Origin of the sequence: Methylocystis sp. H62, assembly GCF_015709515.1 — a bacterium.
GTDB lineage: Bacteria > Pseudomonadota > Alphaproteobacteria > Rhizobiales > Beijerinckiaceae > Methylocystis.
Genome location: NZ_JADNQZ010000054.1, coordinates 43,131 through 55,019 on the forward strand (window position 1 = coordinate 43,131; position 11,889 = coordinate 55,019).

Here is an 11,889-nt window from a genome sequence, read left to right on the forward strand (position 1 = left end):
GCCCGTGTCAACGTTAAATTGAACTGGATCGTTCAGTTTGAAAGTTTTCAAAAGTGGGCCGATAGATACGTCGCACCACCGGATTTTGCCGGTTCAGGCTCGGCGGAGGCGTAGGGAATGAGCGCATGGCGCGGGGGCAGAGCCTTGAAGCAAGAGTCGGCGGCGTCGCCGGGATGAAGACGGAACTTGAGGAACCCGCCATGAAGAGCCCCTCGACGGATCATGCGACGGCGGCAGGATCGACAGAGGCGCATGTTGCGGGACGGAAGGAATGTTCCGTGATCGAGGCCGCGCGAAAATTATTCCTCGAACAGGGCTTCGCCGAGACGAGCATGGACGCGATCGCGCGGTCCGCTTGCGTGTCGAAGGCGACGCTTTACGCTTACTTTCCCAGCAAGGAAGCTTTGTTCGCCCATTTGATCGAAGCGGAATGCCGCCTGAAAGCGAGCAGGCTGCAGATGCCCGATCTCGATATCGGCCTTGTCGAGGCGCTTCGAAGCTTCGCGCGTCAATTTGTCGGGGTGTATTTGACGCCGGAGTCGATGGCGTTTTTTCAGGCGATTTCCAGTGAGCGCATGCGCTTTCCGCAACTCTGCCGGCTCTTCTTTGAAAGCGGGCCGAAAAACGAGCTCATGCGCGTCGCGGCGTTGCTCGAAGAGGCCAAAGACCGCGGCCTGCTGACGTTCTCAGACGCGAATGAAGCCGCGAGCCATTTTTTGAGTCTTGTCCGCGGGGACCTGCCGCTTCACACGGCGCTCGGTCTCGAACCGGGAGCCGAAGCCTCCGTTACCGCGAAGGTCGACGCCGGAATTGATGCTTTTCTGAGAGCATATAGGCGAGAGGAAACTTCGCGCGCTGCAGCGAGATGCCGCAACAAGACCGCTTCAAACTAATTGTACGACGCGATTGCTATGGGCGAAGCATGACGAGTAACCCGCCAATTCGATGGATATTCTTGCTTGCCGCAATCGTCGCGGGCGGCTGCGTCCCGTGCCGGGCGGACGATGCGACAGCGGGAAAGAAAAGCGCGGACGAACGATCCGCTCCGTCACGCGGTCTGCCCGCGGAAGTCGTCACGAACCATACGATCACGCTCGGCGGCGAGAAGGTGGCGTTCACGGCGCGAGCAGGCGCCGTCCATCTGCGGGACGCCCAAAGTGATGCGCCGCAGGCGGATGTGGCCTATGTTTCCTATGAACGCGCGGGCGCGGAATCGCTCAGCCGACCGATTGCTTTCGTCTTCAATGGCGGACCCGGCGCGGGCTCCGCCTGGCTGGGCCTGGGCGCGCTGTCGCCATGGCGCCTTCAGATGGCCAACCCGCTCTCGCCATCGGCGCCGCCCACAATCGTGGAGAACGCCGAGAGCTGGCTGAATTTCGCCGATCTGGTGTTCGTTGATCCGCCGGGCACAGGCTACAGCAAGATCCTTGGCGACGGCGAGGATCTCAGGAAGCGATTGTTCTCGGTCGAAGGCGACGCCGACGCGCTTGCCGTCGTCCTTCGCAAATGGCTGACCACACACCGGCGCCTCGTCTCGCCCAAATATCTTGTCGGCGAGAGCTATGGGAGTTTTCGCGCCGTCAAACTGGTGCACGCGCTGCGAGAGCGCGAAAGCGTGGGGGTGACAGGCCTCATTCTTATCTCGCCGGTCCTCGACTTCACCTGGTTGGACGCACGCAATCTTCTGTCCTACTCGGCTTACTTACCTTCGTTTGCAGCAGTCGCGCGCGGCGCAAAGGACAGAGCCGCACTTGCCGACGTCGAGGAATATGCCGGAGGCGCTTATCTGACCGATCTGCTCAAGGGGGTGCGGGATCCCGACGCTCTGTCGCGGCTGAGCGCCAGGGTAGCGCAATTCACTGGTCTCAACAGCAAGACGGTGTCACAGCTCGGCGGCCGTGTGCACGTCAAGACGTTCAGTCGCGAGCGCGCCCGTGACGACCAGCGGATTCTGAGCGCTTATGATGGGGAAGTGGCCGGCTTCGACCCCGCGCCCTTTTCCCAAGAGAGCGACTGGGAGGACCCCGTGCTTGACACGCTGCGCACGCCACTGGGCGCCGCCATGAGCCGGATCGTGACCGAAAAGCTAGAGTGGCCAATAAACGACGCGCGATATGAAATCCTCAATGCGCAAGTTGCGCACCAATGGGATTACGGGCGCGGTGGGCGCGTCAACGCGGAAGCCGTCTCAGACCTGCGCGAGGCGTTGGCGCTCGATCCGCGGCTCAAGGTTCTCATCGTGCACGGAATTACCGATCTCGTTACCCCCTATTTTGCGACGAAACTCTTGCTGGACCAGCTTCCCGCCTTTGGCGATGGTTCGCGCGTGCAGTTCGTTGTTCTGCCCGGCGGGCATATGTCCTATGTGCGGGATGAATCGCGCCGCGCTCTACGCGACGCGGCGCGAATTTCGGTTGAACGGAATTGACAAACAACGCCGACACTTCGAGGCGCGTTCGAACAGCCTCTGTTCAAACAACCAGTCATGCAATGCGGCGATCGAGTAAATGACGTCCAGTTTCGATCTTCGCAAACTCGGAAGCAGGATACGGCCAATGGCCCTCGACAGTCGCAGCGCGTGGAAAGGCTTTATCGCGGTCGCTATCGCCGCCGCGACGGTCTTCGGCGCGACGATGTTCCTTTTCAGGACGGAAAGCGCGCCGGTCAAGGTAGGAATTCTGCATTCGCGCACGGGGCCGATGGCGATCAGCGAAAATTCAATGGTCGACGCGGAGCTGCTCGCGATAGAACAGATCAATGCGAAGGGCGGCTTACTGGGACGCAAGATTCAGCCGATCATCGCCGACGGCAAATCCGATTGGCCGACCTTCGCGAAAGAGGCCGAGCGCCTGATCACCGAGGAACACGTATCCGTGATTTTCGGGTGCTGGACCTCCGCAAGCCGTAAGACGGTTGCGCCCATTATCGAGAAATACGGTCAGCTCTTGGTCTACCCAATGGCCTATGAGGGACTCGAACAGTCGCCCAACATTATCTACACGGGCGCGGCGCCCAATCAGCAGGTCATTCCGGCGATCAAATGGAGCCTCGATCACATTGGCAAAAAATTCTATTTGATCGGCTCAGATTATGTTTGGCCGCACAGCATCAATGAAATCATGAAGGACACGATCCGCGCGCTTGGCGCGGAGCTTGTGGGCGAAGACTATATTTTCTTCGGAAGCGCCAACGTCTCCAAGGCGGTCCAAAAAATCAAGCTGGCGCAGCCGGACGTTATCATCAGTTCGGTCGTGGGCGATTCCAACAAGGCGTTCTACCAGGCGCTGACCGACGCTGGGCTTTCCGCTGACAAGTTGCCGGTTGTCTCCGTCAGCATCGGCGAGGAGGAGCTTCGCAGCCTGCCGATCGCCAGTCTCCAAGGCCATTACAGCGCCTGGAGCTATTTCGAGGCGATCAAGACGCCGGAGAACGAGCGGTTCATTCGCGCCTTTCGCGAAAGATATGGCGCCAACCGTGTGGCGGGCGACGTTATTGCGACCTCATACTTCAGCGTCATCTTATGGGCGAAGGCGGTCGAAGAGGCGCAGTCCTTCGACGTACAGAGGGTCAAACGCACCATGTTGACCGAGACCCTCGATGCGCCCGAAGGTCTGGTGTCGGTTGATCCTTACACGCAGCATACGTGGCGGTCTTTCTCTGTCGGTAAAATTCGGACTGATGGCCGGATTGAGCTTGTCTGGACGATCGATCGCCCGATCCGCCCCGTGCCCTATCCGCCGACTCGCACAAAAGCCGAGTGGGAGGAATTTCTTGCCGCCTTGTACAACAGATGGGTCGGCAGATGGGCCAATCCGACAGAGGCGGACTGATCGATGAAGCTTCCCAGGCTCGATTTCCTCCGGCGCTCCATCGGAGCCAAGATCATCTTCTGGTTCCTTGCGATCAATATCGTCTCCTGCGGCCTTCTGGCCTGGCGGACCTATGACATTTCGCGAGAGTCTCTCGAGCAGGCGATTCAGAGGTCGCTGCAGGTCGTCGCCAAGAAGAAAGTGGAGCAGCTGGAGACTCTGACGCTTGAAAAAATCAGAAGCGTCGAATCTCTGATGCACAGCGCTTCAATTGGCGAGGCCACCCGGGAATTTTCTGAAGCCATAAGGACGAGCGGGAGAGACTCCGAGTCCTATCGCCAGGCTGTCGCGAAACACGGCCCGGTTCTCAAGCGTTTTTCCGACACGTTCAACTATGTCAACTGCGCGATTGTCTCGCCCGAAGGCTTCACGCTTTTCGAGCAATCGGACCCTGCCCTTTTCAACCCAAATTCGCTCGGCGAACCGCTCAAGGGAACGGAGCTTTCGGACACGATTAATCGCGCGCGCACATTGCTGCAGGCCGAAATTTCGGCGTTTCAGATCTATCCGGGGCTGAAAGAGCCTGCCGCCTTTATTGCGGGGCCTGTTCTGGAAAACGGCGTCGTGATCGGCGTCGTCGTCTTCCAGCTCGATAACCAGGAGCTTTACAGCCTCATCAACGACTATACAGGTCTCGGCGAGACAGGAGAGGTGCTCGTCGCCGCCCGCTTCGATCAGGGCCAAATGGTCGTGGTCAACCCGCTGCGGTACGACGCTTCCAAGGCTTTCAGCATCAGGGCGCCGCTCGATGGCAGCGCTTTTCCTGCGCTCGCTCGGGCGCTCGCCGGCGTCCACGGCTCGAGCCTCTTCGATGACCGCCTGAACAGGCCCGTCGTCGCCTCGTGGACCTATGTTCCGTCGTTTCGTTGGGGCATGGTCGTACAGCAGCGCACGAAGGAGGCCTTCGCGCTCACCAGCGCGCAGAAAGAGGCGACGCTCTGGCTGCTGTTCTTCATGATTCCGCCGATTATCGCTCTGGCCATGGGCGTCGCGCGCACGATCACCAAGCCCATCAAGACCGCCGTCGGCGTCGCCGAGAAGGTCGCGGCGGGTGACCTCGACGCAAATTTCGAGATTGGCAGCCGTGACGAAACGGGGCTCCTGCTGACGGCGATCCGCTCCATGACCGTGGAGCTGCGCGGACTTTACGACTCCATGGAGGACAAGATCCGGGCGCGCACGCGCGAACTTCAGCTCGCGAACGAGGAATTGTCAGTCGCGCGCGTGGCGGCCGAGGAGGCCAGCAAGACAAAAAGCGCCTTCCTGGCGAACATGAGCCATGAGCTGCGCACGCCGCTCAACGCCATCATTGGTTATAGCGAAATGCTTCAGGAAAACGCGCTCGACGACGGCGATTTAGAGCCGATCGAAGACCTGAAGAGGATCGAGAGCGCGGGCCGGCACCTGCTTGGGCTGATCAACGATATTCTCGATCTTTCCAAAATCGAAGCCGGAAAGATGGAGGTCTTCATCGAGAAGGTGGAGATCAGGCCTCTCGTGAATGAGGTCCTTTCGATCGTTCAGCCCCTCGCCGACAAGAACGGCAATACGCTTGAGCTCTGCTGCCCGGATGACGTGGGCGGCTTTTTGTCCGACGAAACGAAGGTCAAGCAGTGCCTGCTCAATCTCATGAGCAATGCAAACAAATTCACGAGCCAGGGAAAAGTCACTTTGACCGTCGAGCGGGACGCCGACGCTTTTGTGATTTTTCACGTGTCGGACACGGGGCTCGGCATGACGCAGGAGCAGCTTTCCCGCCTGTTCCAAGCCTTCACCCAAGCGGACGCGTCGACCACGAAGCGCTTCGGAGGGACGGGGCTGGGGCTCGCGATCACCAAGCATTTTTGCGCGGCGCTCGGCGGCGACATCTCCGTTGGGAGCGCGCTGGGCGCAGGCTCGACCTTCACGATCAGGCTTCCGGATCGGCAGGAGCCCCTCGCGACGAAGAAACGGGCCGAGCCGACTTCGTCCCGGCCTCTCTCTACGATACTGGTCGTCGACGACGACGCGACCGCGCGCGACCTGCTCACACGAACTTTGGAGAACAGGGGCTATCACGTCATCGCCGCCCGTAATGGGCTGGAAGCGCTGGCCCTGGCGAGACAGCACAGGCCGAATGCGATCACGCTGGATGTGATGATGCCCCAGCTCGACGGCTGGAGCGTGCTCAGGCAGCTCAAGGAGGATGATGAACTGCGGAACATCCCCGTCATCATGGTGACGATTCTCAACGAGCGCGCTCTGGCGATTCCGCTCGGGGCGGCGGAGCTTTTGACCAAGCCCATCGACCGTCAGCGCTTAACGGCCCTGATGACGCAATATTGCGGGGCATCGAGCGAAACCAAGGTGCTCATCATCGAGGACGACGCCGCCACGCGCGAGCTTCTTTGCCGCTGCGTTTCGGGCGCTGGCTATAAGGCCGAAGCCGCCATCAACGGGCAGGATGGGCTCGATTGGATCGCTGAAAATCCGGCGCCGGACCTTATCCTTCTCGACCTGATGATGCCAAATCTCGATGGGTTCGGTTTCTTGAGAGAATTGCGTAAGCGCCGCGCCTATGACCATTTGCCGGTCGTCATCGTCACGGCGAAAGATCTCAGCGAAGAGGATATGCGCAAGCTGAAAGAATTCGGAGCTGACATCATCACAAAGGACCATGACTATCTTGAGGAGCTGGTGACGATTATGCGTCAGTGCCTCAATCCCAGCGCGGCGGACGCCGTCCAAGCGCATTGACATCGGAGACAGGGTCGGTGGTGAAGATTTTGCTTGTCGAAGATAATGAGATGAACCGGGATATGCTGTCGCGACGCCTCAGGCGCAACGGCTATGAAGTCGTGATCGCGATAGACGGCCAACAGGGCGTCGACATGGCCGCCGCCGAATCGCCCGATCTCATCCTGATGGACATGAGCCTGCCGGTCATCGATGGCTGGGAGGCGGCCCGCCGGGTCAGAGAAAACGAAGCGACGCGCAAGATTCCGGTCATCGCCCTCACCGCCCATGCGATGGCGGGGGACCGAGAGAAGGCGATCGAAGCGGGCTGCGACGACTATGACACGAAGCCCGTCGAGATCACGCGTCTTCTGGGCAAGATCACGGCCCTGATTGAATCTGGCGCTTAGCGTCGTCTGATCGCGTGTCGTCTCGAAGCCGTCTCCAACGATGCGTCGCCGGTCTTGTCGAGCGAACTCTGGCGACCCCTCCAGTTGAAACGATTATGAGAAACGCGACTCGCGCATCTTGGACAGCGGGCGTTGCCGCCTTCCGGCTTGGGAAATTAAGATGATGTCGCATGGCTTCCAGCCGTCCGCCGACAGGAGCGATCGCGCACTGCTTGCTTATGTGCAGCAGGAGTTGAGCGCGCCTGCAGAGGCGATTGCGGGCTATGCTGAAATTTTGCTGGACGAGGCCGAAAGGAACGGTCACGGGGAATTTCGTGACGACCTCGAAAAAATCCACGCCGCCAGCCGTTCGCTGATTGATGTCATCGCGTCACTCGTCAGTCGGTCGCGCGCGCCGACGCGCGGGCCAGGCGAAGATTCCGAGGACTATCGTCGCCACTTGCGGCACGATCTGCGCACGCCCATCAACGCCATAAAGGGATATGGCGAGATGCTGCGCGAAGACGCAGCGGGCGTCGACGACGCGCAGGCGCTGGTCTCGGACCTCAATCGACTTTTAGAGGAAGCGTCGCGCCTGCTTGAGCGTATAGACGGCCTGGTCAGTTTTTCACTCCCCGAAACCAACGCGCCGGCCAACGATGCCGAAATCGGCTCGGGACCCGTCTCCGCCATGGTCGCACATCGCTTCGTCGCCTCTGTCCAGCCGATCTCAGAAAACGAAGCCGACAGTGTCGCCGTACAGCCGAGCCGTATCCTCGTGGTCGACGACAACGCGTCCAATCGCGAACTCCTGAAGCGCCGACTGGAACGACAGGGCCACTCTGTCGCGCTGGCTGAAAATGGGTCTCGCTCGCTGGAGATGTTGAGGGAGGCGCCCTTCGATCTCATTTTGCTCGATCTGCTGATGCCGGATATCAGCGGCTTCGATGTTCTTTCGATCCTCAAGTCTGATCCTGCCTTGAGAGACATTCCCGTCATCGTGATATCGGCCTTGAACGAGATTGACTCCATCGTCAGATGCATCCAGGCGGGCGCCGATGATTATCTCGCGAAACCCTTCGATCCGGTGCTTCTTCGTGCGCGTATCGGATCGTCACTGGAGAAAAAGCATCTACGGGACCGAGAGCGCGAGGCGCTCGACGCGCTGCGTATCGAAAAAGAGCGCTCCGAGCAGCTTCTCCTCAACATTCTTCCGGCGCCGATTATCGCGCGCCTGAAGAGCGGCGAAACGGTCATCGCGGATCATGTCAGCGACGTCACGATTCTGTTTGCCGATTTCGTCGGCTTCACCGAGCTCTCCTCCAGGCTGTCGGCTCCCGAACTTGTTGGTGTATTGGGACGCGTTTTCTCGGCGTTTGACGGACTCGCGCTCAAATTCGGCGTCGAGAAGATCAAGACGATCGGCGACGCGTACATGGTCGCCTGCGGGCTCTTCGACGATCGGGACGATCACGCGCACGCCGTCGCGGACATGGCGTTGGCGATGGCCGAAACACTGGACATTCTCAACGATACTTTGCCGACGCCGCTCGAGATCAGGATGGGCATAAACTCCGGCGACGTCGTCGCGGGCGTCATCGGCGCGCACAAGTTCATTTACGATATCTGGGGCGATGCGGTGAATGTCGCGAGCCGGCTGGAGTCGAGCAGCCTGCCCGGCCGCATCCAGGTTTCAGCATCGACCTATGAACATCTGGGCGGGGACTTCATTTTGGCGCCGCGTGACGGCCTCGAAATCAAGGGTAAGGGCGCTATGGAAGCCTTTTTTCTGACCGGGAGAAGGTAGCTTCCCGGTTGCACAAATAGCTTTGCCAGGCTGGGCTGCCGATCTATCGGATGGTCGCCACAGAAATAGCGCGCGGCGCTCCCGTCATACTTCTCGGTAGAGCAGAAGCAAGAGGCCCGATAGCATGAATGCAATGGGCCAAACATAACCACCAATTCGACCCGCGGGGGTGTCCGACAAACGTATTTCCAGCCAGCGCGCGCTCGCGGAGACAACCCCGAGCAACGCGATAGGCGTATGACTGATCGCGACCAGAACCTCGTCTTTGCCTTCCGTGTGTCCGTAGTGCGTCAACAGAAACGCCGCCGCCGCGCCGGTTGTGATCGGGAAGACAAAGGCTGGCCAGTCCGACTTGAACCGGCCGCGTCGAACCTGCCATTCGAATATCGCAAAGGTCGCAATGAGCGCCACGATGACTTTATGTTGAACGATCTGAGGATCACGGAGGCTTTCGAAGAACCCGATGGGTCCGAGGGGCCATGCGGTTTCATCCGCGCGAACCGCTAGAATGCCGCCAAGCAACAAGAATAACAAAGGCCAATGACGCGCCGCCGACGCGGTTTGGCGATGGCGCTCAAGCAAGGCGAAAAAGCCCATGAGGACAACAAAAACGCCCGCCAAATGATGATTCATCTCCGCCCAGGCGATGTCCGCCGCGCTGGGTGGGCTGGGCGTTCCTGGTTCGGCTACGCTGGAGGCTGCTTGCGCAGCAGACAACTCGGCATACGCTGGACTCTGGAAACTCGGCCAGCGCGGGGCGAAACGCGCCGTGATCTCAGACAGGCTCGTGCGCTCCGCGCCGTCTGTCGGGAGCGACGCCGACGCGAGAGCGGCGGCGCAAAACAGCGCAACGAGGCCCAGCCCCACCTCCACCTCAGAGAAACGTAATAACCTTCTGATCGGCGTAGAAGGAATCCGCCACAGTTTGCGCGTTGTCGAAAGATTGGCGGCGGCAAAGCACAGCAAGCCAAACAGGAGCACGATTTTGGTGCTGACCAGCATGCCGTAATTCGTTTCATACAACGCGCTGAAATCCGAAAAATGGCGCGTCGTCATCAGAAGGCCGCCAGCCGTCAGCGCCGCCACGGACCACATCGCGTTCCGGGAGAATCTGGAGACGATTAGTCGCCGCGCCGCGTCCTTCGTCATGCCGAGCGCGACCAAAAAGAATGGAATGCCGCCGATCCAGATCGCCGCTGCAAGCACATGCACAATCTCGGTCGTCACCAGCAATGGAGAGGCGACGGGCCGGCTCGCGGCATGTGTCACGCCCACATGCGCACACGCCAGCAGCAACGCTAAGGCGACGGCGCCCCCCCTCCACTTGAAAAAGGCGCCGGCGCCGAGGCGGGCGTAAAGCGCCAATGCGCCCGACAGGATCATGGCGATGAAATGACTGACGACGGCGTCGGCGCTGGCTGCGACCGCAAAATCCACCTGCAACGTTCCGACCAGCATCGCGGTCAGCACGCCCACGGCGACGATCTCGCCGAAGACCGAAGCACAGCAGCTCCAAAAAAGGATGCGCAGGCAACGCCGCGCAATTGGCGACTCTTCGTCGTCCAGTTTCCCGTCAAGAGGGGACAGAACGAGCGTCAGAAACGCTACGCCACCCACGATGATCGCTTGCGTCGCGAGGAGATAGGCGCGCAGCACGAGGTCCAAAAAGCCGTACAACGCAATGAAGGCTTGCATAATCAGCGTTCCACGCGAAAGTTCAGCCGGCCTTGCGTCAAGTGGCCGTCAAGACTCAGTATTTGCCACTCGAGCGTATACGCGCCCGACGGCAAATCCGCCGCTCTCGCTTTTAGGCCCTCGGATACCGGGCTCGTTTCGAGAGGCTGAACGACGCTTTGATCTGCGGCCTTGAGAAGCGTGAGACGCGAAAGCTTCGAGTCGATACGGCTATTGAACCGAAGTTGAATGACGACTTCTCCGCTTGGAACCGTTGCGCCATCCTGAGGCGAAGCCGAGATGAGAGCCGCATGTGCGAGGCAGGGAACGCGCACAAGCGCGAACGCCAGGATAAGCGACAGAAGAAAGGCTAATTTTTTCCGTGGGATCATCGTGAACCCTAATTATTTTCGGCCGTTGACCGTCATTGCATTTAAGTCACGCGCGTATAGCGGCAAGCGGAGCGTTGTCCATGTTTGGTGCGGTTTCTCCTCGGGCGTTTTGCCGCCGAACGCGCCTACCCAACCTGTGGATCGCGCGCGCGCTCGCTCTCGTTGTTGATGCATTGACGCGGGCCTTTGTCGTCGCCATAGAGCAGGCTCGTAACCGAAGCCCAAAGCGCGAGGCCTCCGCCTTCAGCGCCGCAGGCCCCATGCGCAAGGCGCCTAGCGCCCTTTTGACGAACGACAGGAAAAGTTCGTGCGGCCATTGTCGGCATCATTCTGGCGGCCGTCCGCAAATCTCGAAGCGCGAGGCGCTAACGTTGTCGCGATTGAAGCTGATCTTTCGACAATCGAAGGCGTCGATCGGCTTTATGACGCAGCTCAGCAATTCGGCCGGCCCGTTGACGTCCTCATCGCGAACGCGGGCATTGGACTGGGCAACGCCTTCCTCGATCGAGACTTTCAAAAAAAAGTGCGTGATGTCATCGACCAACATCACCGGAACAGTTTACGCGATCCAAAAATCGCCAAACAGCATCGCAGGATGGCCAAGCCCGGCTCTGCGCGGCACTAGTGGCTCCCGTCATCAATGTTGATGGCAAGTCCTGAGTCTCTGTCTCTGCACAACAGCGATCAAGGTGTTTCGCGAGCCGGGAAAGAGATCGTCGTCAAAACGACGTTGCGCTGCTGAGCGCGGAGGCGCGCGAGCAGCTTGCGCAATTGATCCGCTCGGCAAGCGTTCGGCGCGCTTGTTGAAGAACGTGGATGGCAGGCGAGATGGTCGTACCGATCTTTCCCTTTGGCGATACCCCGATCTGGTTCAAGCTCCTGATCGTCGCCATCTGCCTTGAATTCCTGGGTCAATCCCTGCGCAGCGAAGGCCTTTACAAGATCGGGAGTTTCGTGCGTGCCGGGGGGATCATCGCGTTCATTCTATCGGGGCTCGCCTTGCTTTTTTGAGCTGCGTTGCGCGAATAACCCGGCCAGCAAAC

General features: G+C 59.8%; 10 protein-coding genes. 8 read left to right on the plus strand and 2 right to left on the minus strand.

Going from position 1 to position 11,889, the window contains the following annotated elements; all coding sequences use genetic code 11:
* The first annotated feature begins 125 nt into the window (after positions 1-125).
* The 6 genes from IYY11_RS12110 to IYY11_RS12135 all read left to right on the plus strand — a co-directional run bounded on the left by IYY11_RS12110 (position 126) and on the right by IYY11_RS12135 (position 8,780).
* On the plus strand, positions 126-893 hold the full coding sequence (locus IYY11_RS12110; RefSeq protein WP_246719902.1) for a TetR/AcrR family transcriptional regulator: 768 nt from the start codon (positions 126-128) through the stop codon (positions 891-893).
* 62 nt (positions 894-955) lie between these two features.
* Complete coding sequence (locus tag IYY11_RS12115; protein ID WP_196404094.1) at positions 956-2,428, plus strand: S10 family peptidase; 1,473 nt, start codon at positions 956-958, stop codon at positions 2,426-2,428.
* 127 nt (positions 2,429-2,555) lie between these two features.
* Entirely contained in the window at positions 2,556-3,830 is a 1,275-nt protein-coding gene (locus IYY11_RS12120; RefSeq protein ID WP_196404095.1) for an urea ABC transporter substrate-binding protein, read from the plus strand.
* Positions 3,831-3,833: 3 nt separating this feature from the next.
* Positions 3,834-6,605, plus strand: a complete 2,772-nt coding sequence (locus IYY11_RS12125) for a response regulator (RefSeq protein ID WP_196404096.1) — start codon at positions 3,834-3,836, stop codon at positions 6,603-6,605.
* 17 nt (positions 6,606-6,622) lie between these two features.
* The gene (locus tag IYY11_RS12130; protein WP_029650740.1) at positions 6,623-6,994 is read left to right on the plus strand and encodes a response regulator; all 372 of its coding nucleotides are present in this window, start codon (positions 6,623-6,625) and stop codon (positions 6,992-6,994) included.
* 160 nt (positions 6,995-7,154) lie between these two features.
* The gene (locus IYY11_RS12135; RefSeq protein WP_196404097.1) at positions 7,155-8,780 is read left to right on the plus strand and encodes an adenylate/guanylate cyclase domain-containing protein; all 1,626 of its coding nucleotides are present in this window, start codon (positions 7,155-7,157) and stop codon (positions 8,778-8,780) included.
* Positions 8,781-8,864: 84 nt separating this feature from the next.
* On the opposite strand, the gene IYY11_RS12140 is transcribed toward IYY11_RS12135, so the two are convergent.
* Positions 8,865-10,475, minus strand: a complete 1,611-nt coding sequence (locus tag IYY11_RS12140) for a copper resistance D family protein (RefSeq protein ID WP_196404098.1) — start codon at positions 10,473-10,475, stop codon at positions 8,865-8,867.
* Positions 10,476-10,477: 2 nt separating this feature from the next.
* On the minus strand, positions 10,478-10,846 hold the full coding sequence (locus tag IYY11_RS12145; protein WP_196404099.1) for a copper resistance protein CopC: 369 nt from the start codon (positions 10,844-10,846) through the stop codon (positions 10,478-10,480).
* Positions 10,847-11,153: 307 nt separating this feature from the next.
* Here IYY11_RS12145 and IYY11_RS12150 point away from each other — a divergent pair, with 307 nt between their 5' ends.
* Complete coding sequence (locus IYY11_RS12150) at positions 11,154-11,471, plus strand: SDR family NAD(P)-dependent oxidoreductase (RefSeq protein WP_312029729.1); 318 nt, start codon at positions 11,154-11,156, stop codon at positions 11,469-11,471.
* 191 nt (positions 11,472-11,662) lie between these two features.
* Positions 11,663-11,857 carry a hypothetical protein gene (locus IYY11_RS12155; protein WP_196404100.1) on the plus strand — a complete coding sequence of 65 codons (195 nt, stop codon included), beginning with the start codon at positions 11,663-11,665 and terminating at the stop codon, positions 11,855-11,857.
* The last annotated feature ends 32 nt before the right edge of the window (positions 11,858-11,889 follow it).

What these genes read in the sequence shown, in the direction of transcription:
- IYY11_RS12155 (WP_196404100.1), top strand. Translation starts at nt 11,663, where the DNA reads ATGGCAGGCGAGATGGTCGTACCGATCTTTCCCTTTGGCGATACCCCG.
- IYY11_RS12120 (WP_196404095.1), top strand. Translation starts at nt 2,556, where the DNA reads ATGGCCCTCGACAGTCGCAGCGCGTGGAAAGGCTTTATCGCGGTCGCT.
- IYY11_RS12145 (WP_196404099.1), bottom strand. Translation starts at nt 10,846, where the DNA reads ATGATCCCACGGAAAAAATTAGCCTTTCTTCTGTCGCTTATCCTGGCG.
- IYY11_RS12110 (WP_246719902.1), top strand. Translation starts at nt 126, where the DNA reads ATGGCGCGGGGGCAGAGCCTTGAAGCAAGAGTCGGCGGCGTCGCCGGG.
- IYY11_RS12140 (WP_196404098.1), bottom strand. Translation starts at nt 10,475, where the DNA reads ATGCAAGCCTTCATTGCGTTGTACGGCTTTTTGGACCTCGTGCTGCGC.
- IYY11_RS12135 (WP_196404097.1), top strand. Translation starts at nt 7,155, where the DNA reads ATGATGTCGCATGGCTTCCAGCCGTCCGCCGACAGGAGCGATCGCGCA.
- IYY11_RS12125 (WP_196404096.1), top strand. Translation starts at nt 3,834, where the DNA reads ATGAAGCTTCCCAGGCTCGATTTCCTCCGGCGCTCCATCGGAGCCAAG.